At 72.6% G+C, this 23,224-nt stretch carries 20 protein-coding genes; 4 read left to right on the top strand and 16 right to left on the bottom strand.

Going from position 1 to position 23,224, the window contains the following annotated elements; all coding sequences use genetic code 11:
* Window positions 1-62 precede the first annotated feature (62 nt).
* The 5 genes from ABZ738_RS13635 to ftsY all read right to left on the bottom strand — a co-directional run bounded on the left by ABZ738_RS13635 (window position 63) and on the right by ftsY (window position 6,451).
* The gene (locus ABZ738_RS13635; RefSeq protein ID WP_357213081.1) at window positions 63-2,471 is read right to left on the bottom strand and encodes a [protein-PII] uridylyltransferase; all 2,409 of its coding nucleotides are present in this window, start codon (window positions 2,469-2,471) and stop codon (window positions 63-65) included.
* 10 nt (window positions 2,472-2,481) lie between these two features.
* Window positions 2,482-2,820, bottom strand: coding sequence for a P-II family nitrogen regulator (locus ABZ738_RS13630; protein ID WP_357213318.1), 339 nt, complete (start codon window positions 2,818-2,820; stop codon window positions 2,482-2,484).
* A 25-nt stretch (window positions 2,821-2,845) separates the two neighbouring features.
* A complete protein-coding gene (locus tag ABZ738_RS13625; protein ID WP_131052229.1) occupies window positions 2,846-4,213 on the bottom strand; it encodes an ammonium transporter in 1,368 nt (455 codons plus the stop codon).
* A 180-nt stretch (window positions 4,214-4,393) separates the two neighbouring features.
* Window positions 4,394-5,257 (bottom strand): aminoglycoside phosphotransferase family protein, encoded by an 864-nt coding sequence (locus tag ABZ738_RS13620; protein ID WP_176092960.1) that lies wholly within the window; start codon window positions 5,255-5,257, stop codon window positions 4,394-4,396.
* 6 nt (window positions 5,258-5,263) lie between these two features.
* Window positions 5,264-6,451, bottom strand: coding sequence for a signal recognition particle-docking protein FtsY (ftsY, locus tag ABZ738_RS13615; protein WP_176092959.1), 1,188 nt, complete (start codon window positions 6,449-6,451; stop codon window positions 5,264-5,266).
* Window positions 6,452-6,600: 149 nt separating this feature from the next.
* Between ftsY and ABZ738_RS13610 the strand changes: the two genes are divergently transcribed.
* The gene (locus tag ABZ738_RS13610) at window positions 6,601-8,307 is read left to right on the top strand and encodes an alkaline phosphatase D family protein (RefSeq protein WP_131056684.1); all 1,707 of its coding nucleotides are present in this window, start codon (window positions 6,601-6,603) and stop codon (window positions 8,305-8,307) included.
* A 111-nt stretch (window positions 8,308-8,418) separates the two neighbouring features.
* Here ABZ738_RS13610 and ABZ738_RS13605 read toward each other — a convergent pair whose 3' ends face one another.
* The 3 genes from ABZ738_RS13605 to ABZ738_RS13595 form a co-directional block, all read right to left on the bottom strand.
* Window positions 8,419-9,039, bottom strand: a complete 621-nt coding sequence (locus ABZ738_RS13605) for an HAD-IA family hydrolase (protein WP_131056682.1) — start codon at window positions 9,037-9,039, stop codon at window positions 8,419-8,421.
* Window positions 9,039-12,653, bottom strand: a complete 3,615-nt coding sequence (gene smc / locus ABZ738_RS13600) for a chromosome segregation protein SMC (RefSeq protein ID WP_357213074.1) — start codon at window positions 12,651-12,653, stop codon at window positions 9,039-9,041. The genes ABZ738_RS13605 and smc overlap by 1 nt, the downstream gene beginning before the upstream one ends.
* A 203-nt stretch (window positions 12,654-12,856) precedes the next feature.
* The gene (locus ABZ738_RS13595) at window positions 12,857-13,051 is read right to left on the bottom strand and encodes a hypothetical protein (protein ID WP_092373577.1); all 195 of its coding nucleotides are present in this window, start codon (window positions 13,049-13,051) and stop codon (window positions 12,857-12,859) included.
* Between the two features lie 371 nt (window positions 13,052-13,422).
* Here ABZ738_RS13595 and ABZ738_RS13590 point away from each other — a divergent pair, with 371 nt between their 5' ends.
* A complete protein-coding gene (locus ABZ738_RS13590; protein ID WP_357213071.1) occupies window positions 13,423-14,925 on the top strand; it encodes a CAP domain-containing protein in 1,503 nt (500 codons plus the stop codon).
* A gap of 54 nt (window positions 14,926-14,979) precedes the next feature.
* Window positions 14,980-15,879 (top strand): endo alpha-1,4 polygalactosaminidase, encoded by a 900-nt coding sequence (locus ABZ738_RS13585; RefSeq protein ID WP_254876745.1) that lies wholly within the window; start codon window positions 14,980-14,982, stop codon window positions 15,877-15,879.
* Window positions 15,880-15,908: 29 nt separating this feature from the next.
* On the opposite strand, the gene mutM is transcribed toward ABZ738_RS13585, so the two are convergent.
* The 8 genes from mutM to rsmD form a co-directional block, all read right to left on the bottom strand.
* Window positions 15,909-16,772, bottom strand: a complete 864-nt coding sequence (gene mutM, locus ABZ738_RS13580; RefSeq protein WP_357213068.1) for a bifunctional DNA-formamidopyrimidine glycosylase/DNA-(apurinic or apyrimidinic site) lyase — start codon at window positions 16,770-16,772, stop codon at window positions 15,909-15,911.
* Window positions 16,765-17,589: a ribonuclease III gene (gene rnc / locus ABZ738_RS13575; RefSeq protein WP_357213065.1), complete on the bottom strand. Its 825-nt coding sequence runs from the start codon at window positions 17,587-17,589 to the stop codon at window positions 16,765-16,767. Before rnc ends, mutM begins: the two co-directional genes overlap by 8 nt.
* The gene (locus tag ABZ738_RS13570) at window positions 17,586-18,539 is read right to left on the bottom strand and encodes a phosphate acyltransferase PlsX (protein ID WP_131054718.1); all 954 of its coding nucleotides are present in this window, start codon (window positions 18,537-18,539) and stop codon (window positions 17,586-17,588) included. The genes rnc and ABZ738_RS13570 overlap by 4 nt, the downstream gene beginning before the upstream one ends.
* Window positions 18,540-18,668: 129 nt before the next feature.
* Window positions 18,669-18,842, bottom strand: coding sequence for a 50S ribosomal protein L32 (rpmF, locus tag ABZ738_RS13565; protein WP_091435485.1), 174 nt, complete (start codon window positions 18,840-18,842; stop codon window positions 18,669-18,671).
* Window positions 18,843-18,847: 5 nt separating this feature from the next.
* A complete protein-coding gene (locus ABZ738_RS13560; protein WP_357213062.1) occupies window positions 18,848-19,411 on the bottom strand; it encodes a YceD family protein in 564 nt (187 codons plus the stop codon).
* A 207-nt stretch (window positions 19,412-19,618) separates the two neighbouring features.
* Entirely contained in the window at window positions 19,619-20,116 is a 498-nt protein-coding gene (locus ABZ738_RS13555; RefSeq protein WP_131054984.1) for a hypothetical protein, read from the bottom strand.
* A 191-nt stretch (window positions 20,117-20,307) separates the two neighbouring features.
* The gene (coaD, locus tag ABZ738_RS13550; RefSeq protein ID WP_131054985.1) at window positions 20,308-20,790 is read right to left on the bottom strand and encodes a pantetheine-phosphate adenylyltransferase; all 483 of its coding nucleotides are present in this window, start codon (window positions 20,788-20,790) and stop codon (window positions 20,308-20,310) included.
* A complete protein-coding gene (rsmD, locus tag ABZ738_RS13545) occupies window positions 20,787-21,350 on the bottom strand; it encodes a 16S rRNA (guanine(966)-N(2))-methyltransferase RsmD (protein WP_131054986.1) in 564 nt (187 codons plus the stop codon). Before rsmD ends, coaD begins: the two co-directional genes overlap by 4 nt.
* A gap of 302 nt (window positions 21,351-21,652) precedes the next feature.
* Here rsmD and ABZ738_RS13540 point away from each other — a divergent pair, with 302 nt between their 5' ends.
* Complete coding sequence (locus tag ABZ738_RS13540) at window positions 21,653-23,191, top strand: cell wall anchor protein (protein ID WP_236145900.1); 1,539 nt, start codon at window positions 21,653-21,655, stop codon at window positions 23,189-23,191.
* Window positions 23,192-23,224 lie beyond the last annotated feature (33 nt).

Here is a 23,224-nt window from a genome sequence, read left to right as displayed (position 1 = left end):
CGCCGCCTTGATGTAAGGAGGGGACCCCTCCTATACACGAGGCGTTAGTAGGGGGCCCTTCCTTACACCGCGGCGAGCACGGCGGCTTCGAGGCGGTCGCGCTCGGCGTCCGAGGGCCACGAGCCGACCAGATAGAACACGTCCACCACGTCCCCACCGAGGGTGGCGATCCGGGCGGCCCGCACCTGCGCGCCGGCCGCGTCCAACGCGGTGGTCACCCGATAGAGCAGGCCCGCCGCGTCGGCGGCGCGCAACTCCAGCAGCACCGCGTCGGTGGCCGCGTCGCGGTGCCAGACCACCCGGGGCTCGGCCCCGGTGCCCCGTCCGGCCCGGCCGCGCAGGCGCTGCGTCACCGACACGTCACCGCCGACCGCCCGGCGCAGGTCCGCGGTGAGCGCGACCGGATCCGGCGCCAACCCGTACCGTGGCTGCACCCGGCACTCCACCAGCGCCCTGCCGTCCACCGTCGACGCGTCGGCGGCGAGCACCTCCAGCCGGTGCAGCGCCAGGCACCCGGCCACCGTCGCGAGCAGTCCCCGCCGGTCCGCCGCGGCCACCGCCACCCTGTCCCCGGTCAGGTGTACGACCGGCAGCGGCCCCGCCACCAGCGCCGGATCGGGTGCCGGTGGCTGCGGCACGGTGCCGGTGTGGAGCGTCGTCCGGACCCGGGCCACCAACTCGGCGACCAGTCGCCCCTTCCAGTCCGACCACGCGCCCGGTCCGGTGGCGGCGGCGTCCGCGCGGACCAGCGCGTACAGCAGATCGAGGGTGGCCACGTCGCCGACCGCCTCGGCCACCCGGGAGATGGTGACCGGGTCGGCGAGGTCCCGCCGGGTGGCCACCTCGGGCAGCACCAGGTGCAACCGGACCAGCGTGGCGATCAGCGCCGCCTCGGCCTCGGGCAGTCCGATCCGGGTGGCCATCGCCTCGGCGATCGGCGCGCCCACGGTCGAATGATCTGCGAGGGTGCCGGCGGACTCGTGCCTGCCGGTCCGCCCGGCGGCACCTTCGCCTGGCAGGCCCTTGCCGATGTCGTGCAGGAACGCGCCGAGCAGCAGCAGGTCCGGTCGGTCCACGTCGCGGGTGTGCCGGCTGGCCTCGTGCGCGGTCTGCACCAGATGCCGATCCAGGGTGAACCGGTGCACCGGGTTGTGCTGGGGCAGGCTGCGCAGCCGGGTCCACTCCGGCAGCCAGCCGTCGATCAGCCCGTACCGGTCGCAGGTCTCCCAGGCCGGGAGCAGGCCCGCGCCCGCACCCAGCAGCGTGGTCAGCGCCGCCCGCGCCTCGGCCGGCCAGGGCGTCGGCAACGGCGGGCAGTACGCGGCCAGCCACTCGCACGTGGCCCGCGCGATCGGCAGCCCGGTGACCGCTGCGGCGGCGGCCACCCGCAGTGAGAGGCTGGCGTCGGGGCGGGCGCCGATGGCGGTGCGGGCCAGCACCAGTTCCCCGTCGTGCTCGACCACGTCCCGGGCGACCGGCCGGCGTGCCGGACGGCCGTCGGCACCCCGGCGGCGGCCGGAACGCAGCCGGTCGGCGGCGCGGAACGCGTCGTCGAGAGCGTGGCTGACGGTGCGCGCGTCGCCGGCCACCCGGCGCAGCAGGGCGTCACCGTCGCCCTCCTCGGCCTGCGCGCGTCGGTCCGAGACCGGAGCGGCGTCGGTGGCGTCGGCAGGAGTCGGGTGTGTCTCGCTCTCGACCGGGGCCTGCCGGAGCCCCAGCAGTGCGGCCACGCCGGCCCGTTCCTGGGCGAGCAGCCGGTCGACCCGCCGGCCGAGCTGCTGGTGCAGCGCGTCGCGGGTGTCCAGCAGGCGCAGGTGGGCGGCGTGTACGGCGGGCCGCAGGGCGTCGGTGATCCCGGCGAGCGCGATGGCCTTGAGGATGCCGACGTCACGCAGGCCGCCGGCCGCCTCCTTGAGGTCGCCTTCGAGCAGGAACGCCAGCTCGCCGTGGGCCTGCCAGCGGGTCGCCGCGCTCTCCCGCAACGGCGCCAGTTGGCGTACGGCGGTACGCCGCCAGTGGTCGACGGCGCTGCTGACCAGCGTGTCGGCGAGTTCCGGGTCACCGGCGACGAGGCGCGCGTCGAGCAGGCCGAGGGCCACCTTCACGTCGTCCTGGGCGACCGACAGCGCCTCGGCCACGGTGCGAACCGAGTGGTCCAGCCGCAGCCCGGCGTCCCAGATCGGGTACCAGAGCGAGGCGGCCAGTTCGTCGACGCCGGGCACCCCGGCGTGCACCAGCACCAGGTCGAGGTCGCCGTGCGGGGCGCACTGCCGCCGGCCCAGTCCCCCGACCGCGAGCAGCGCGACACCCGGCCGGTCCGGCAGCAGCCGGGACAGCCAGGCGTCGTACGCGTCGGCCCGGGCCCGGCGCGCGACGGCGCCGATCCCGGCCGGTACGCCGACGACCTCGTCGACCGGGAGTGTCGTTCCGCCGTCGGTCTCCACGGCTGTCCTCCCGGTCGACGAGGTCATCAACGGTGTCCTACAGGGCGTCGAGGCCGCGCTCACCGGTGCGGACCCGGACGACCTCCTCGACTCCGGTCACCCAGACCTTGCCGTCACCGATCTTGCCCGTCCGGGCGGCACCGACCACCGCGTCGACGATCTTGTCGACGTCGATCTCGTCGGTGAGCACCTCGACCCGGATCTTGGGCAGGAACTCGACCGTGTACTCGGCACCCCGGTAGACCTCGGTGTGGCCCTTCTGCCGTCCGTAGCCCTGGACCTCGCTCACGGTCAGCCCGGCCACGCCCAGCGTGTGCAGGGCTTCCTTGATGGCGTCCAACTGGTGCGGCTTGATGACCGCGGTCACCAGCTTCATGTCCAACCCCTCCATTGCGAGAACGTTAGCCGGCGACCTTTTCGCTTACCGCTTCGGTGGGCTCACTCTTCGGCTTGGCCGACGGAGCGATACCCGCAGCGGCGAATGCCCCGCCGCCACCGCCACTGGTGGAGCTGAACTCGTACGCGCTCTCCGCGTGCTCGGCGTTGTCGATGCCCTCGACCTCGGCCTCCGCGCTGAGCCGGAAGCCGATGGTCTTCTCGATCGCGAAGCCGATGATGTACGCGACCACGAACGAGTACGCCAGCACCGCGACCACACCGATCGTCTGCAGGCCGAGCAGCTTGATGCCGCCGCCGTAGAGCAGACCGTCGTTGCCCTCGCCGGCCAGCACCTCGATGGCCAGGAAGCCGATGAGCAGCGAGCCGATGATGCCGCCGACCATGTGCACGGCCACCACGTCGAGCGAGTCGTCGTACTTGAGCTTGTACTTCAGACCCACGGCGAGCGCGCAGACCGCACCGGCGATGAGGCCGAGGGCGATCGCGCCCAGCGGCTCCAGGAACGCGCAGGCGGGGGTGATGCCGACCAGGCCGGCGATCGCACCGGAAGCCGCGCCGAGCGTGGTCGGCTTGCCGTCGCGGAGCCACTCCACCACGATCCAGCCGAGCACCGCGGCAGCGGTGGCGACCTGCGTGTTGATCAGCGAGACGGCGGCGGCGCCGTCGGCCGCACCCGCCGAGCCGGCGTTGAAGCCGAACCAGCCGAACCAGAGCAGCGCCGCACCGAGCAGCACCATCGGCAGGTTGTGCGGCTTGAACTTGTCCTTGGGCCAGCCGACCCGCCTGCCGAGCACGAGTGCCAGGGCCAGGGCCGCCGCACCGGCGTTGATGTGCACCGCGGTGCCACCGGCGAAGTCGAGTACGCCCAGCTCGCCGATCCAGCCGCCGCCCCACACCCAGTGCGCGACCGGGAAGTAGACCAGGGTCGCCCAGAGGCCGGCGAAGAGCAGCCACGGGCCGAACTTGGCCCGGTCGGCGATCGCGCCGCTGATCAGCGCGACGGTGATCACCGCGAACATCAACTGGAAACCGGCGAACAGGAGGTCGGGAATGCCGCCCTCGGTGCCGCTCTCCAGCATTCCGCGAAGGCCGACGTAGGAGAGATCTCCGGTGATCCCGCCAATGTCATCGCCGAATGCGATGCTGTATCCGTAGAACACCCACAACAGGCTGACCAGGCCGATCGCTCCGAAGCTCATCATCATCATGTTGAGCACGGACTTGGATCGCGTCATGCCGCCGTAGAACAGCGCCAAGCCGGGCGTCATGAGCAACACCAGCGCGGCAGAAGTCAAAATCCAGGCGGTGGCACCAGAATCTAGCTCCGGCACGCTGCCTCCTCTCGGGTTGTATTCCCTCCCTCCCGGCATCGCGCAGCATCGCCCGTACGCCGGTTGCGCGGAAGCCTGATTGTCGGCTGTTTCGCCCAGGGTCCCCGAGTGGTTTCCGAACCGTGACGGCTTGTTTCGTACGTGTGAAGAACGCCGGACGCCTCGGTGACACGGCGGGGGGTGGATCGGCCGTCCGGCGTACCCCGATCCTCCGATGGATCAGCGCAGGGCGTACTCGAGGGCGTGCCGTTCGTAGTCGAGCAGGCGCAGGTCCCGCATCGGCCGGCGCAGGTGCCCCTTGTGCACGATCCGCACGAAGGCCGGTTCCCCGGCGGCGGCCATCCGGCGGATGCCCTCCACGTGGTCCACGATCCGCTTGCGGATGGTCCGGATCAGCCGGTGCCGGTCACGCGGGATCAACCCGTACGCGTCGGCGAACAACCGCAGCCGGCGCGGGCGGTCCGGGTGCTTCCAGCCGAGCGTGATCGAGTCCCGGTCGGAGAAGATCGGCACCCAGGTCCAGGCCGCGTACGCCACGTCGTAGATCCGCGCGCCGGGCGAGGCGAGGTCGAAGTCGATCAGCCCGAGGGTGCCGTCCGGCCGCCAGATCACGTTGTGCGGCGCGGCGTCGTGGTGGCAGATGACCTCGGTGTCCGGCGGGGGCGGGCCGAACGAGCGCCACACCGCCTGCGGAGGCGGGGCGAAACCGTACTGCGCGTCGTGGAACATCCGCAGCATGGTGGCGACGGTGACCAGTGCCTCGTCGGTGACCCAGTGCGGGGCCAACGGATACTCCCCGCACTCCCCCTCCAGGTACGACAGCACCTCACGGTTGCGCTCGTCCATGCCGAGGGCGCGGGGCGCGCCGGTGAACCCGACGTACTCCAGGTGACGCAGCAGGGCGTGCACAGCCGGTGTCCACGGTCCGGCGTTGCGCCGGACCGTGTCGCCCACCCGTACCACGGTGCTCACGTTCCCGCCGTGCAGCGGGATCTCCTGCGAAGTCACGTACGGTCTCCCGAGGCGCTGCGACGGGTGGCTCGGGTCGCGCCAGCCCGCGTACGCGCGATCGTCTCTGGTCACCCGAGGTTACGCGGTCGGACCGGAGGAATCGGCACCCAGCAACGCGTCGACGAACTGCGCGGGGTCGAACGGCGCCAGGTCGTCCGGTCCCTCGCCGAGCCCGACCAGCTTGACCGGGATGCCGAGCTTGCGCTGTACCGCGATCACGATGCCGCCCTTGGCCGTGCCGTCGAGCTTGGTCAGCACGACGCCGGTGACGTTGACCACCTCGGTGAAGACGCGGGCCTGCTCCAGGCCGTTCTGGCCGGTGGTGGCGTCGAGCACCAGCAGTGTCTCGTCGATCGGGCCGTGCTTCTCCACCACCCGCTTGACCTTGCCCAGCTCGTCCATCAGGCCGATCTTGTTCTGGAGGCGGCCGGCGGTGTCCACGAGCACGGTGTCCACGCCGGTGTCGATGCCGCGCCGGACGGCGTCGAAGGCGACGCTGGCCGGGTCGGCCCCCTCCGGGCCGCGGACGGTCTCCGCGCCGACCCGGCCGGCCCAGGTCTCCAACTGGTCGGCGGCGGCGGCCCGGAACGTGTCGGCCGCGCCGAGCAGCACGGTACGTCCGTCGGCGATGAGCACCCGGGCGATCTTGCCGCAGGTGGTGGTCTTGCCCGCGCCGTTGACGCCGACCACGAGCAGGACCGCGGGCACACCCTCCTTGGGTGTGGTGTGCAGGGCCCGGTCCAGGGCCGGGTCGAGCGCGTTGACCAGCTCGGTGGCGAGCAGGGTCCGCAGCTCGGCGACCGACCGGGTGCCCAGCACCCGGGTGCGCTCCCGCAGCCGGTCCACGATCTCCCGGGTGGCGTCGACACCCACGTCGGCGGTGATCAGGCTGTCCTCGATCTCCTCCCAGACGTCCTCGTCCAGCCGGTCGCGGCTGAGCAGGCCGAGCAGGCCCTTGCCGAAGGCGTTCTGCGACCGTGACAGCCGGGAGCGCAGCCGGACCAGCCGGCCGGCGGTCGGCTCGGGCACCTCGACGGTCGGGGCCGGCGCCTCGATGACCGGGGGCTCCACCAGGACGCCGGTGGACAGATCGGACTCCGGGGCCTCGACCGGCGGTCCGGCCAGGTCCTCCTCGGCCCGGGTGTCGACCTCCGTACGCGGCAGCGGCGGCTCCGGCCGTCGGCGCAGCCGCGGCACGACCAGCCCCACGCCGGCGAGGATCAGCACGCCGAGCAGGGCGAGTGCGACGAGGAGGTAATCCATCATGCCGAAATCCTGTCAGATGCTCGCGACGGCGTCTCATCCACCGCTCCCCCGGTCATCCACCGCAGGAGCGGTAGGCTCGCCCAGCCAGCAATGCCACGGCCGCCGGCGGGGTAGTAAGAAGAGGTCCCCCCTCACCTCGGAGGTTCGCCATGCCCACCGCCCGACTGCTCATCGGTCCGCTTCTCCGGCGGGTCGTCGGCACCCGGGCCACCGTGTGGGTCGAGACCACGGCCCCCGCGACGGTCACCGTCCGCACGGCGGGCGGCGCCTCCGGCACGGCCGCCACCTTCTCCGCGTACGAGCACCACTACGCGCTGGTGGTCGTGGAGGGGCTCACGCCGGACAGCGCCACCACCTACGAGGTGCTGATCGACGACGAGGTGGCCTGGCCCCCGCCGGAGAGCCGCTTCCCGCCCAGCGTGATCCGCACCCGCGCCCAGGACGACCGGGACCAGCCCGTACGGCTGCTCTTCGGGTCGTGCCGGGAGACCACCCAGCACGCCACCACCCGCAGGCTCCCGCCGGACGCGCTCGACGCGTACACCCGGCGGGTGTTGGACGACCCCGATCCGGCGGCCCTGCCCGACCTGGTGGTGCTCCTCGGCGACCAGGTGTACGCCGACGAGACCTCGCCCACCATCAAGCGGCTGCTGCGGCGTCGGCGGCGGCGCCCCAAGGACGCTCCCAGCGACCAGGTGGTCAGCTACGACGAGTACACCAAGCTCTATCTGGAGTCGTGGAGCGACCCGGAGATCCGGTGGCTCTTCTCCACCGTGCCGAGCGTGATGATCTTCGACGACCACGAGATCATCGACGACTGGAACACCTCGGCCTCCTGGCGGGCTGACATGCGCGACCAGCCCTGGTGGCCCGAGCGGATCACCAGCGGACTGGCGTCGTACTGGGTCTACCAGCACCTGGGCAACCTCTCCCCGGACGAGATCGCCGCCGACCCGGTCTACGCCAAGGTCCGCGCGGCCGAAGACGCCACCGAGGTGCTGCGCGAGTTCGGCACGCGGGTCGACACCGAGGCCGACCTGTCGCACGACGCCGACCGCTGGAGCGCCGTGCAGTACCAGTGGAGCTACGCGCTCGACCTGGGCCGCACCCGGCTGGTGATGCTGGACAGCCGGTGCAGCCGGGTGCTGGTGCCGGGCCGCCGGACGATGCTGCCGGCCGCCGAGTGGTCCTGGTTCGTCGACCAGGCCCACGGCAGCTACGACCACCTGGTCGTCGGCACCTCGCTGCCGTGGCTGCTGCCGCCCGGCATCCACCACGTCGAGGCGTGGAACGAGAAGCTGGCCGACTCGTCCCGCCCCTGGGTCGCCGGGCTGGCCGAGAAGCTGCGCCGCGCGCTCGACCTGGAGCACTGGGGTGCGTTCCGGCGCTCCTTCGAGGGCCTCGCCGAGTTGTTCGCCCGCCTCGGCACCGGCACACCCGGCGGTCCCGACGAACGCAAGGGCGCCGGACCGGCGTACCCGCCACCGGCGTCGATCAGCGTGCTCTCCGGCGACGTGCACCACTCGTACGTGGCCCGGGTCCGCTTCGCCGACCCGGACGTACGCACCCCCGTGCACCAGCTGACCTGCTCGCCGATCCACAACCAGGTGCCCGCCGGGATGCGACCGGTGATGCGGCTGGGCTGGGCGCGCGGTCCGGCCGGGGCGGCCCGTGCGATGGCCCGTACGGCCGGGGTGCGCCGGTCCTTCGTGAAGTGGCGCAAGCTGGCCGGCCCGTACTTCGGCAACGCGGTGTCGACGCTGACCAACGCCGGCCGTGGGTCGGAAGTGGTGATCGAGGGCACCAGCAGCGACGGCAGCCTGCGCGAGGTGGCCCGGCAGCGGCTCACCCCGTGAAAGGAAGGGCCCCCTGTTAACGCCTGCGGTAGAGCAGGGGTCCCCTCCTAACATCCTGACGGCGCGACGACCTGCGGAGCGGGCGACCGGTCACGTGCCCGCAGGTCCCCCTCAGGCGGCCAACGCCGCCCGTAGGTAGCGCAGGTCCTCCGGGCCGCTCCAGCGGTGCGCCGACAGGCCCGCCACCCGGGCACCGCTGACCGCCCGGTCCTCGTCGTCGACGAAGAGCACCCGGCCCGGCGCGGTCTCCAGGGCCTCGCAGGCGGCCTGGAAGTACTCGCGGGCCGGCTTGTGCACCCCGACCACCGAGGAGTTGACCACCACGTCCAGCTCGCCGGTCAGCCCCAACGTCGCCAGGTCCTCGTCGAGCAGGTCGGTGGCGTTGGTGGCGAGCCCGACGCGGACGCCCTGACCCCGCACCTCGCGGACGAAGTCGAGCACCGCCGGAACCACCTCGCCCCGGTACCGCTGCCACTGCTCGACGGCGGCCCGGGCCCGCTGCGGGCCACCCGCCGAGTCGGCCAGCGCGTCGGCCACACTCGACACCCACTCGGCGTGGCTGACCCGGCCGGTCAGCACCGGTTGCAGCAGCTCCCAGTGCATGGCGATCTCGCCGAGCACCCCCTCGGTGAGGCCGTACTCCCGCTCCACCCCGGCGGCCACCGCCGGGTCGAAGCGCCGCAGTACTCCGTCGAAGTCCAGCAGGAGCGCCGTCGCGCGTTCCCGAGCCACTACCCGTTCTCCTCGCCGCGGCCGTGCCGCTCGTCGTCGGTGTCGGCCCGGTTGAGCCGTTGACTGATCACCTGGGTGACCCCGCCGCGCATGGTCACGCCGTACAGCGCGTCGGCGATCTCCATGGTCCGTTTCTGGTGCGTGATGACGATGAGCTGGCTTTTCTCCCGCAACTGGGCCATCAGCGTGATGAGCCGACCCAGGTTGACGTCGTCCAGCGCCGCCTCGACCTCGTCCATGATGTAGAACGGGCTGGGCCGGGCGCGGAAGATCGCCACCAGCATCGCCACCGCGGTCAGCGACCGCTCGCCGCCGGAGAGCAGCGAGAGCCGCTTGATCTTCTTACCGGGCGGGCGTGCCTCGACCTCCACGCCGGTGGTCAGCATGTCGTCCGGCTCGGTGAGGATGAGCCGGCCCTCACCGCCGGGGAACAGCACCTCGAAGACCTGCTCGAACTCCCGCGCGGTGTCGGCGAAGGCGCTGGCGAAGACCTCCAGGATGCGGTCGTCCACGTCCTTGACCACGGTGAGCAGGTCACGGCGGGTCGCCTTGAGGTCCTCCAACTGCTCGGAGAGGAACTTGAACCGTTCCTCCAGCGCGGCGAACTCCTCCAACGCGAGCGGATTGACCTTGCCGAGGAGGGTGAGTTCCCGCTCCGCCTTGGCGGCCCGCTTCTCCTGCACCGGTCGCTCGTACCGCACCGGCTCGGGCACCGGCAGGCCGTCCCGTTCGGCGGCGGCCACCTCCGCCTCGGTCGGCGGCACCGGCTGCTCCGGACCGTACTCGGCGACCAGGGTCTCCACGGTCAGGCCGAAGTCCTCGGCCGCCTTGGCCTCCAACTGCTCGATGCGCAGCCGCTGCTCGGCGCGGGCCACCTCGTCCCGGTGCACCTGGCTGGTCAACCGGTCCAGTTCACCGCCGAGCCGTTTCGCGGCGGCCCGCACCTCCTGGAGTTCCGCCTCGCGGGTGGCCCGTTCGCGCGCCACCGCGTCGCGGTGCTCCTCCGCCCGGGCGATGCTGGTGGTCAGCCGGGTCAGTGCCACACGGGCGCCGCCGGCCACCGCGCGGGCGATGCCCGCACCCCGGGTACGCGCGGCCCGTCGCGCCGCCGCCCGCTCCCGCGCGGCCCGCTCGGCGGCGGCCTGCCGGCGCAGCGAGTCGGCCCGACCGGCGATGGAGGCCACCCGCTCCTCGGCGGTACGCACCGCGAGCCGGACCTCCATCTCGTTCTGCCGGGCCTGCGGCACCATCGCGGCGAGTTGGTCGCGTTCCTCGGTGGACGGTTCGGCGTCGAGCGGCGTCGCCTCCGCCAGCCGCAGCCGCTCCTCCAACTCGGCCAGTGCGGTCAGGTCCCGTTCGCGGGCCGCCTCGGCGCGCGACCGGGACTCACCGAGCCGGTCGGTCTCCGCCTTGGCCGACCGGGCGGCGGCCCCCAGTTCGGCCAGGCGTCGGGCGGCGGCGTTGCGGTGGCTCTCCGCCTCCCGCTTGGCGGCTGCGGCGTGCTGCACCACCTCCTTGGCGGCGGCCACCTCGGCCCGCGCCTGCACGAGTTGCTCACGCAGGTCGGCACTGCCCCCCTCGGCGGCGAGCCGGTTGGCCCGGGCCTCCTCGACCGCTGCCTGCACCTCGATGTAGCTGGGCGCCTTGGCCGAGCCACCGGCCGCCGCGTACGCCCCGACGACGTCCCCCTCCCGGGTGACCGCGCGCAGCTCGGGGTTGCCCGTGACCACCTCGGCCGCAGCGGCCAGATCGTCGACCAGCACCACGTCACGCAGCGCCCGGTGCACCGCCGGACGGATCTGCGCGTCGCAGTCCACCAGGTCGGGGGCCCAGTGCGCGCGGTCGGGCAGTTTGGGACGCAGCGCATCGGCCGAACCGGACATCCCCGGCCCGGCCGGGCTGCCGACGAGCAGACCGGCCCGCCCGGCGTCGGAGATCTTCAGCAGGCGCATCGCCTCGACGGCCTCGTCCACCCCGCTGACCGCGACCGCGTCGGCGAGCCCACCGAGCGCGGCGGCCAGTGCGGCCTCGTGACCGGGAGCGACCGTGAGCAGGCCGGCGAGACTGCCCAGCAGCCCGGGCACCTGGTCGGCACGGGCCAGCAGCGCGCCGGCACCGTCCTTGCGACGCAGGCCCAGGGCGAGGGCCTCCTCGCGTGCCTTCCAGGTGGCGGCGTCCTTCTCCGCCGCCCGCTCGGCGTCGGAGAGCGATCGGACGGTGGCCTGTGCCTTCTCCTGGGCGCTGACCGCCTCGGCGTGCCGGGTGTCCAGGTCGGCGTTGTCGCGGTCCGCCTCGGTGGACTGCTCGGCGACCGCGTCCAGGTCGGCCTGGGCCCGCTCGGCGCGGGTCAGCGCGTCGGTGTGCGCGGTGGCGAGTCGTTCGATCTCCTCACCGGCGCTGGTGGTCCGGGCACGGGCGGAGTTCACCTGCCCGGTGAGCCGGGCCAGCCCCTCCCGCCGGTCGGCGATCGCCTTCGCCGCGGCGACCAGCTCCCGCTCGGCCGCAGCGAGCTGCCGCTCCAGTTCCTGCCGGTGCTCGACCGCCTCGGCGAGCCGGATCTGGTCGTCGGTGAGCGCCGCCCGCAGGTCCTCCTCCTGCTCGCGGATCCGCTCGGACTCGGCCTCCAACTGCTCCGGGTCGCGACCGGGGCGCTCGTCGTCGGGCGTCGCGCTGAGGTGCCGCAGCCGTTCGAGTGCGAGTTGCTCGATCGAGCGGAACCGCTCCTGGAGGGCGGAGAGCCTGTACCAGGTGTCCTGTGCGGCGGCCAGCAGCGGCGCGTCCTCGGCCAGCGCCTCTTCCAGCTCGCCGAGGCGGGACTGCACCTCGGCGTGTTCGGCCTCCACCTGCTCGCGTCGTCCGCGCAGCGCCGTCTCGTCGGCGATCTCCTTGTCCAGCGTGGTGCGCAGGGTGGCCAGGTCGTCGGCGAGCAGCCGCAGCCGCGCGTCCCGCAGGTTGGCCTGGATCACGGCGGCCCGCCGGGCCACCTCGGCCTGCCGGCCGAGCGGCTTGAGCTGGCGGCGTAGTTCGGCGGTGAGGTCGGTGAGCCGGTTCAGGTTGGTCTGCATCGCGTCGAGCTTGCGCAGCGCCTTTTCCTTGCGCTTGCGGTGCTTGAGGACGCCGGCGGCCTCCTCGATGAAGGCCCGCCGGTCCTCCGGCTTGGCGTGCAGCATGCCGTCGAGGCGGCCCTGACCGACGATGATGTGCATCTCGCGGCCGATGCCGGAGTCGGAGAGCAGTTCCTGGATGTCGAGCAGCCGGCAGGAATCGCCGTTGATCTCGTACTCGCTCTCGCCGGAGCGGAACATCCGGCGGGTGATGGAGACCTCGGTGTACTCGATCGGCAGGGCGCCGTCGGTGTTGTCGATGGTCAGCGTCACCTCGGCCCGGCCGAGCGGGGCCCGACCGGCGGTGCCGGCGAAGATGACGTCCTCCATCTTGCCGCCCCGCAGCGCCTTCGCGCCCTGCTCGCCGAGCACCCAGGCGATGGCGTCGACGACGTTGGACTTGCCGGAGCCGTTGGGGCCCACCACACAGGTGATCCCCGGCTCCAGCTTGAGCGTCGTCGCGGAGGCGAAGGATTTGAAGCCCTTCACCGTCAGGCTCTTGAGATGCACGTCCCGATCCTCGTCCGGTGGCCGCCGTACCGTCGCCCGGCTGCGCGGACCCTGGTCAACCCGCAGAGTAACCCGGCACCGGGTGGCCCACCCCACGCGACCCGCCTGCCGGCGTCCGGGGCCGGGCAGAGATGCGCGCCGGCACACATCGTGTCGGCGCGCTGCTGTGCGGTGGAGCTATTCGGTTGTGGCGACCAGGTGGATCAGGTCAGTGCCGGCTCGGCCAGACGGAGCAGATCGTCCGCCTCCGCCGCAGCCGCCGCGAGCCGATCGTTCTCGGCACGCAGTCGGGTGACCTCGAACTCCAGTGACTGAACCCTGGAACGCAGTCGGGTGACCTCGTCGAGGAGGCGCCGGTCGGGCGCCGCACCTACGTGGCCATAGAGGGCCTTCGCCATTTTGACTCCTTGATATGCGCTGCCGGAGAGGCCGGCCAACGCGCGCCCTGGTGTACGCGGCTACCACTCCCACGAATTCTGGGCATGGCCGGGCGCGACTGGCGACACATACATATTGAGCCGGGAGCCCCTGATTCGTCAAGTTCTCGCAGGCCGTAGATCATCTCGACGTCGGCCCGACCGGTCACCGGCGGCTGCCCCCAGGCGCGGACACGCTCTGTCCGGACGCCTCGACTCTACGCGCCGGTCCGGTGGATTACCTCACCCGGATGTACAGGGTCCTCTTAACTCTTCCTTAGCCGGATTGCTGCCCCCATGAGCGACACGTAGCGTCACCTCGGCCCGGTACCCGACCCGTGGAGGCGACAGGCGTGCACGGCTGGAACGACCCGCGTGACCCGGAGGCCGACCCTCGTCGCCCGGAACTCCCGACCGAGGACCCGGCCTGGTTGACCGACCGTCCCGCACCGAGGTCGGCCTACCTGTTCGGTGACGAACCGGGAAGTTCGACCGACCGGTGGTACGACGACCAGCCGACCGAGCAGTGGCAACCGGAGGCCCCGCACTCGCCCCGTGGGGGTGAGGCCGACTGGCGGTCCGGTCAGCACCACCACGCCATCGAGCCGGAGACCGGGTACTACGAGCCGACCGACCGTGGCGGGACACCGGACGGGCCCGCCGGGCGGGGGATCCCCGGGTGGCCCGCATCGGCCGACCACGACCGGACCGCCCGGCACGCGGCGCCGGAGACCGGCCACCACGGCGCCGACTGGGACACCCAGGTCCGGGGGTACAGCGCCCCGGCCGGGCCCACGTCGGGCTCTGCGACCGGACCGGACCAGGACCGCTACGGCAGGTACGGTGCGACCGCCGACCAGAGCCGCTACGACGCGACCGTCGACCACGGCCGGTACGGTGCGACGGCCGACCAGAGCCGCTACGACATGACCGTCGAAGGCGGATACGGCACGGCCGGCGACCGTGACGACCTGGCCGTCGAGGGCGGATACGGCGCGGCTGCCGGCCCCCACGGACGGTACGGCCTGCCGGCGGACCAGCGGAACGACGCCGGCCAGCGGGACGAGCCGGCCGGGTCCGATGAGCGCGGCGCACGACGCCGGTTGCGGCGTCCGTTGGTGCTGGGCGGCGCCGCCGCGGCGGCGACCCTCGTGGTGAGCATCGGCGTGGCAGCACTCGCACTGCCCGGTGACGACACGCCCACCGATCGCACCGCCGCCGACATCCCTCCCGCCTCCGCGCCGGCGCTGCCGGACGAGACGACGGACCTGGCGCTCGACCCGAGCGACTCCCCGAGTCCCAGCCCGAGCCCGAGCGTCTCGCCGAGCACCGTGTCACCGTCGCCGTCACCGAGCCGGACCAGCAGCCCCACCCCGGCGGCGTCGCGCACCACCGCGCCCTCGCGGCAGAACGCCGACCGGCAGGGCAGCCCCAACCGCGCCAGTACGCCCAGTGCCACCCCCTCCTCGGGCACCACCTCGCAGGCGGCGGAGGTCGTGCGGCTGGTCAACGTCGAGCGGGCCAAGGAGGGCTGTGGCGCGCTCAGCATCGACGACAAGCTGATGACCGCCGCCCAGCGGCACAGCCAGGACCAGGCCGACACGCAGAACATGTCGCACACCGGCAGCGACGGCAGCAACCCCGGAACCCGGCTCGACCGGGTCGACTACACCTGGCGGACCTACGGCGAGAACGTGGCGTGGAACCAGCGCACCCCGGCCGCGGTGATGGACGCTTGGATGAACAGCGAGGGGCACCGGGCGAACATCCTGAACTGCGCCTTCACCGAGATCGGCGTCGGGGTGGCCAGCAGCAACGGGCCGTACTGGACGCAGGTCTTCGCCGCACCCCGCTGAGGCGGGTCGCGGCCGGACTGCGAGTCCTGATCGGGTCTGTCCTCGTTTGACCGGGTGAGGTACGCCGACGCGTACCTGCTCGGGCGGTGTGGCGCCGCCCCGCGACGTGCGGAGACGGCGATGCGGATCGGGGTGGGCCGGACGCGGCGGGTACGCCGGGTGCTCCCGGCCGGCCTGGTGCTCACGGTGCTCGTCGCCACGGTCGCCTGCCGACCCCCGCTCCCGCCGCCCGGCGCGCCCACGAGCTGGCCGGCGGCCTCGGCGCGTCACTGGCAGTGGCAGTGGCAACTGCGCGGCGAGCTGGACCCGGAGGTCCCGGCGAACGTGTTCGTGCTCGACCCGGTCGCCACCACCGCGGCGCAGACCGCCGTGCTGCGCGCCCGCGACAGCCGTCTGGTCTGCCAGGTGCACGTCGGGTCGGTCCACCCCGACGATCCGGACTCCAGCCGGTACCCGGCGGAGGTACGCGGTGCCACGTCCACCGGGACCGACCGCACCTGGCTGGACGTACGTCGGTGGGACGTCCTGCGGCCGGTGCTGGCCGACCGGTTCCGGCTCTGCCGTGGCAAGGGCTTCGGGGCGGTGCTGCTGGCCGACGCCGACGGGTACGCCCAGCGCTCCGGGTTCCCGCTGGACTTCGACCACCAGCTCCGGTTCAACCGCCAGGTGGCGGCGCTGGCCCGCACCCTCGACCTCTCCCCCGGCCTGCTCGGTGCCCTGCCGCAGGTCGCCGCGTTGGCGCCCGACCTCGACTTCGCAGTCGACGAGGAATGCGTCCGGCTGGCGCGGTGCGAGAAGCTGCTGCCCCTCGTCGACGCCGGCAAGCCGGTGTTCCACGTCGAGTACACCGGCGACACCACGGACTTCTGCGTCACCAGCGTCGGCTACGGCTTCGCCTCCATCCGCAAGCACCGCACGCTGGACGCCTGGCGGCTGCCCTGCCCGGCGTCGTGAGCCCTGCCCGCGCGCCGACGGCCCGGCGGTCAGCCGCGCAGCGCGAGCGCGCCCCGGGGACGTGGCTGGCAGCGGGGACAGCTGTACGACGAGCGGTTCATGAACGCCTCCCGCCGGATCGGCGCACCGCACCGGTGACAGGGCTGCCCCTCCCGGCCGTACGCGTTCAGCGACCGGTCGAAGTAGCCGCTCTCCCCGTTGACGTTCACGTAGAGCGCGTCGAAGCTGGTCCCCCCGGCGGTGATCGCCTCGGCGAGCACGTCCCGGACGTGGCCGAGCAGCCGCCGGGCGGCCGGACCGGTCAGCGCGTCGGTGGGTCGGACGCCGTGCAGGCCCGCGCGCCACAGTGCCTCGTCGGCATAGATGTTGCCCACACCGGAGATCAGTGTCTGGTCCAGCAGCGCGCGCTTGACCTCGGTACGCCGTCGCCGCAGCGCGGCCACGAACTCGTCGTCGGAGAACTCCGGGTCCATCGGGTCCCGGGCGATGTGCGCGATCTCGGCCGGCAGACCGGCACCGCCCTCGCTCACCGACAGTCCGCCGAACGTCCGCTGGTCGACGAAGCGCAGCTCCGGTCCGTCGTCGGTGAACCGGAACCGCACCCGTAGGTGCGCCTCGTCGGCGGTGCCCGCCGGTTGCAGCAGCAGTTGACCGGACATGCCGAGGTGCCCGATCACGGCATCACCGCTGTCCAGCGGGAGCCACAGGTACTTTCCCCGCCGCCGTACGTCGAGCACGGTCCGACCGGCCAGGACGTCGGCGAAGTGGACGCCGCCCGGCTCGTGCCGGCGTACCGCCCGGGGGTGCCGAACCTCGACCACGTCGATCCGGCGGCCGGTGACCCAGCGGGCCAGGCCCTGCCGGACCGTCTCCACCTCGGGCAGTTCAGGCACGGTGCGCCTGGACCTCGCCGAGGGTCTCGGCCCGGCCGTCGACGGTCACCACGTCCTGCTCGTCGGCCGGGTCGGCGGTCACCTCGGCCGGGCCCGACTCCGCCTCGGCGTCCGCGGTCAACATCCGCCAGGCGGACTCGGCCGCCCGCTGCTCGGCCTCCTTCTTGCTGCGTCCGTCGGCACCGCCGTACCGGTTCCCGGCGACCACCACCCAGGCGGTGAAGGTCTTGAGGTGGTCCGGTCCGGTGCCCTCGATGCGGTACTCCGGCACCCCGAGCCCGAGCGCGGCGGTCAACTCCTGGAGGCTGGTCTTCCAGTCCAGCGCGGCACCCCGGCCGGCCGACTCGGCCATCAGCGGGTCGAACAGCCGGTGGATCACGATCCCGGCGGTGTCGAGCCCGTACTGGAGATAGATCGCGCCGAGCAGCGCCTCCAGGGTGTCCGCGAGGATGCTCGCCTTGTCCCGCCCGCCGGTGGTCTCCTCGCCCTTGCCCAGCAGGAGGTACGGGCCGAGGCCGTCCGGGCCCAGGCCACGGGCCACGTCGGCGAGGGCGCGCATGTTCACCACGCTGGCCCGCAACTTGGCCAACTGCCCTTCGGGCAGGTCCGGGTGGTTGTGGAAGAGCGCGGTGGTGATCACCACGCCGAGCACCGAGTCGCCGAGGAACTCCAGCCGCTCGTTGGTGGGCAGGCCACCGTTCTCGTACGCGTACGAGCGGTGGGTGAGGGCGCGCTCCAGCAGGTCCGGGTCCAGCGTCACGCCGAAGGCGGCTTCCAGATGGCCGACGGAGGGCCTCCGCCGCTTGTCGTTGCTCATGATGTGCGTACCTCGGTGTCGGTGGTGCGGTCGGTGCGGTGGCCGGCGAGCAGCGCGGCGACCCGGTCGGTGGCATCGCGTCGCCAGAGGTGGGCGGCGAGGGCGATGCCGGAGGAGATGTCGTCGGGACGGGCGGCGCCGTGACAGACGACCACCGTCCCGCCCACGCCGAGCAGGGCGGCCGCCCGGGGCGCACCCCCGCCGGGCGGCGGTCCACCGGCCATCGCGTACGCGCCCTCGATGGCCTTGAGCAGCACGTTACCGGTGAACCCGTCGGTGACCACCACATCGGCACGCGTGCCGACGCAGACGTCGTACCCCTCGACGAGGCCGACGTAGCGGGCGTCTGCGGGCAGGGTCACGGTGCTGAGCACGGGATCGGTGAGCCGGCGGGCCCGGTCGCCCTTGCCGGCCTCGGTGCCCACCGAGAGCAGACCCACCCGGGGTGCGACGACACCGTGGGCGGCAGCGGCGTAGGCGGCCCCGAGCACGGCGTGCCGGGCCAGCGTGGCGGGGTTGGGTTCCAGCGAGCCACCGACGTCGAGCAGCACCACCGGTCCGGAGACGGCGGGCAGGACGGCGGCGAGCGCCGGGCGTCGCACCTCGGGCCAGCGACCCAGTCCGAGGGCGGCGGCGGCGACGGTCGCGCCGGTGGAGCCGGCGGAGACCAGCGCGTCGGCCTGGCCGGCGTGCACGGCGGCGACGGCCGTACGGACGGTGGAGTCGGTGCGTGCCGTGACGACCTCGTCGGCCATGTCGACGGCGGTCCGTGCGGGCCGGACGGTGATCCGGGCGCGTTCGGCCGGGTCGAGGGCATGGATCAGCGCGCCGGCCACCTCGGTCGGGCCGACGAGCAGCAGATGCAGGTGAGGGTCGGCGCGCACCGCCCGCAGAGCGCCGTCCACCACGACGGCGGGAGCGTCGTCCCCGCCGAGGAGGTCAACGGCGATCCGTGCGGTGCCCGGCTCCGTCGCGACGCCGGCCGGTGAGAGCCGGCCGGCGTCGGCGGGAGTGCCGGGCGATCGCCGGGGTGTGCGCGTCGCCCGACCCGTGGTCGGAGACGTCACTCGGCGTCCGGGTCAGACCTCGAGGACCTGGCGGCCGTTGTAGGTGCCGCAGACGGAGCAGGCGGCGTGCGGCAGCTTGGCGGACTTGCACTGCGGGCAGGCCACGGTCGCGACCGCCGCGGCCTTCCAGTTCGCCCGGCGGGACCGGGTGTTGCTGCGCGACATCTTGCGCTTGGGGACGGCCACGGTTCTTACTCCTCTGTACGGGTCAGTTGCGACAGGCCCGCCCAACGCGGGTCGATCTGCTGGTGGCTGTGATCGGCCGGCAGATCGTCCAGGTGTACCCCACATTCGGGGCACAGGCCCGGGCAGTCCTGGCGGCAGAGCGGGTTGGTCGGCAGTGCGAGCACCACCGCGTCCCGCACCGCCGGTTCCAGGTCGATCAGGTCTCCCTGCATCCGGCCGACCTCGTCATCCTCGGTGGTGACGTCCGTGGTGCTGTTCTCGTACGCGTACAGCTCCTGGATCGTCACCGACACCGAGTCGTTGATCTCGCGCAGGCAGCGACCGCACTCGCCCCGGACCTGACCGCTGACGGTCCCCGAGACGAGCACGCCCTCGGACACCGACTCCATCCGCAGATCGAGGTCGAGGTCCGCGCCCTCCGGCACGCTGATCAACTCCACGCCGAGGTCCGCCGGTGCCGGGACCACCCGTGTGACGGTACGCAACGCACCAGGCCGGCGCGGTAGCTCCCTCGTGTCGAGGACCAGCGGCGACCTGGGGTCGAGTGAAACGGGTGAGTTCTTGGGCATAGTCAGACTCCGGCCGGTGAGAGGCCGACAAACGAGGTTACCTGCACCGGCGGCCCACCGTCGAACCGGGGCCGGCCTGGGCTACCCCGGCGTCGGCGGGGATGCCAGCGGCGGCACCTGCCGGGACGGACGACCGCCGGTCGCCGGGCCGCGTCGGCGGCGGGCTCGGCGGTGGCAGTCCCGCACCAGCGGGTACCGACCGTGGGGTCAGAAGGGCAGTGGACGCTCCGCCTCGTCACCGCCGAAGGTGCCGATCTCGCGGAGCGCGTGCATCTTGTCCCGGCCGCGTTCGATGGAGGCCAGCGCCCGGGTGAGGAACTGCTCGAAGTTGGCCAGGGCGGTGTCGACGTAGTCGTCGACCTCCTCGCGGAGGCGCTGCGCCTCGGCCCGCGCCTCGGCGATGATCCGGGCACCCTCGTGCTCGGCGGAGACCGTGATCTCGTTCACCGAGACCAGGCGGGCGTGTTCCGCCTCACCCTCGCTGATGATCCGGTCCGCCTCCCGCTTGCCCGCCTCCATGATCTTGTCCCGCTCCTCCAGCAGGGCGGCGGCGCGGCGCAGGTCGGCGGGGAGTTCGGCGCGCAGTTCGTCCAGGGCCGCGATCATCTCGCCCCGATCGACCATGCAGTTGTTGCGCGACATGGGCACGGAGCGCGCCTGCTCCACCATGGCGATCATTTCGTCGATACGGTCGAGCGGGTCCACCGGTACCTCACTCCTGTCGTTCGTCGGGCCGACCTACATCATGCGGGCTGCGGCCACGTTCCCGCTTCATCCAATGATGTCGTCCCGACACCCCCGCGACACCCCACCCCCTCCCCCGGCGCGTCGCGCCCGGCCGCTTCGCGGCCCCGTGGCACGGACGCCGACGGCGGCCGGGGCACGGCGCGTACGCGTCAGGCAGGTGGGGTCAGGCGGGCCTTCAACGCCTCGCGGACCAGGTCAGGCACGTGCGGGCTGACGTCGCCGCCCCACTTGGCCACGTCCTTGACCAGGCTGGAGGAGAGGAAGGAGTAGAGCGGGTTGGTCGGCATGAACAACGTCTCGACCCCGGCGAGGCCGATGTTCATCTGGGCCATCTGCAACTCGTAGTCGAAGTCGCTGACCGCCCGGATGCCCTTGATCAACACCGTCGCCCGCTGGGCCCGACAAAAGTCCACCAGCAGCCCACGGAAGGACTCCACGCGGACGTTGTCGTAGGAGGCGGTCACCTCGCGGAGCATCTCGATCCGCTCCTCGACGGTGAACACGCCCGTTTTCGACTGGTTGATGAGCACACCGACGATCACCTCGTCGAACAGCCGGCTGGCCCGACCGACGATGTCGAGGTGACCGTTGGTGACCGGGTCGAACGAGCCGGGACACACCGCACGTCTCATGATCGGCGACCGTACCAAAGGGTGGTCTCGCCGTACCGACGACTGCGCAGGCCAGTGACGCCTTCCACCCACTCGACCGGGTTGCCGCGACTGGACCGCTCGATCACGAGCAGGGCGTCCGGCGCGAGCCAGCCGCCGTCGACCAGTCCGGCGAGCATCGTGGTGACGCTCTCGTGTGGCAGCGCGTACGGCGGGTCGGCGAAGACCACGTCGTACGGGTCACCCTCCGGCCCGCCGGCCAGCACCGTGGCGACCTTGCCGGTGACCAGCCGCGCCGCAGGCCCCGCCCGCAGCACCGCGATGTTCTCCCGGATCACCCGCGCGGCACGCGCGTCGGACTCGACCAGCAACACGTGCGCGGCCCCCCGGGACAGCGCCTCCAGACCCACCGCGCCGGAGCCGGCGTACAGGTCGGCGAAGCGCGCCCCGTCCAGGTCGACCTCCGCCTGCACCGCGCTGAACAACGCCTCGCGGACCCGGTCCGAGGTCGGTCGGGTGCCGGCACCCGGCGGCGCGGCGATCCGCCGGCCGCCGAGGCTCCCGGCCACGATCCGGGTCACCCTTCGCTCCTGCTCATGCCCCTGACGCTACGCGAGGACACGATGACCCTCGCGACGAGTACGCGGCCTCGGAGGCGCGCCGACCGTCCGATCCGGACGCGAAAAGCCCTCGATCGATCACTGGCTGTATATCAATGATCTCACATTCATAACATCATCCTTAGCCCTCGCTGAGGACTGTCCCGTTCCACACGATCTCGCTAGGGTCTGCCCCGGTGCCGGCCACCTATCATCGCCGGCCATCGACACGGGTGGCACCTTCCTCCGGCGCGGCAGCCTCCGCCGGCGCCGTCCGTCCATCCGTGACGACCAAACGCTTCTTCACCCCGGGAGTACGCGTGATCCGACCCAAGCTGTCGCTCCGGCGACCGCTGGCTGTCCTGGCAGCCGCCCTCATCGGCATGACCGGAGCAGCGGCAGTGGCCACCCCGGCCAGTGCACACCACACCACCATCACCGCCACCGCCGTCTGCGACCAGCTCAGCGGCGAGCGGGTGATCACGTGGAAGGTGGTCAACAGCGAGCGCAGGTCCGCCGCCACCATCAAGAAGGTGACGACCACCCCGTCGACGAAGGTCCAGGTGCTCGTGCCGGGCGCCGAGGCCGTCGACCTGCAGGGCGTCGCGATCCCGAAGGGCGGCTTTGTCGAGGCCGTGCAGCGGGTGCCGGGCGAGACCGCGACCGCCGAGCTCGTCGTCGAGGGCCGCTGGGACAACCGGCGCGAGCAGACCAACAAGGGCAGCATCAACCTGGCCGCCGACGCTGCGTGCGCCCCCGCGCCGAAGTGCGTCGACGCCAGCGACGCCAAGTACAGCCACACGTTCGACGGCCCGAAGGGCACCGCGACCGTGAAGCTGGAGGGCGACCTGCCGCTCTGCGGTGACGCGAAGCAGTACTTCACGCTGGTGTCGTACTTCGCGCCGCGCCCGAAGTTCGCCACCCCGCAGTACGTCTACGGCGCGCCGGCCAGTGACTTCCTCGGCGGCACCCAGACCGAGATCGCGCTGAACGTCGGCGTCCCGGACTGCCACACCCAGGTCGACCTGATCTGGGGCGGCGTGGACGAGGTCATCGACCCGCTGGTCGAGAACGGCAAGCGCTACGGTGACAAGAAGCTCGGCGAGAAGGGTGCCCCCGGCAACCGCTCGTCCGGCCCGCAGGGCTGGTACAACGGCGGCAGCAAGAACTGCACCACCCCCGCCTCCACCTTCGCCTCCGCCTGCGACGGCACGGTGACCGTGTCGCTGAGCAACGACGGCACGCTCTCCCGGTACGCCGTCGAGTTCGAGGTGCGCGGCGAGAACGGCTGGTCCAAGAAGGTCACCGTCGAGCCGGGCAAGGCCGACAACGAGACCGTGGTGCCCGCCGAGAACGCCGGCGCGATCGAGGTCCTGGTCGACGGCAAGGTGATCGAGGGCGGCACGTACACGTGGCAGCGTCCCGAGGACTGCCCGCTGCCGACCGTCACCACCGACGCCGACTGCGAGACCTTCGCGCTGACCGCCTCGAACCCGGAGGGTGGCGTGCCGGTCAAGGTGGAGTTCACCTACGGCGACAAGACCGAGACGCGGACCGTCGCGCCGGGCACGTCGGAGAAGGTCAGCTTCAAGGCCGGTGACGAGGAGACCGCACTGGTCGTCCTGCCCGAGCTCGACCTGGAGCTCGAGGTCGTCTACGCCCCCGAGGACTGCGGCGGTGGCGGCGGCGGCGAGGAGCCCCCGGGCCTGCCGGTGACCGGTGCGGCGGCCGGCGGCATCGCCGCAGGCGCGATCGCCCTGCTGGCGGTCGGCGCGGTGCTGTTCGTGATGGCCCGGCGGCGTCGGATCCACTTCACCGCCTGAGCCGAGTCTGAGGGGTCCCTCCCGCGACTGAGA

The organism is Micromonospora sp. NPDC047793, from assembly GCF_040642635.1.
Lineage (GTDB): Bacteria > Actinomycetota > Actinomycetes > Mycobacteriales > Micromonosporaceae > Micromonospora.
The sequence above is the reverse complement of the archived record's forward strand: the minus strand, read 5'-3'. Positions and strand labels throughout refer to the sequence as shown.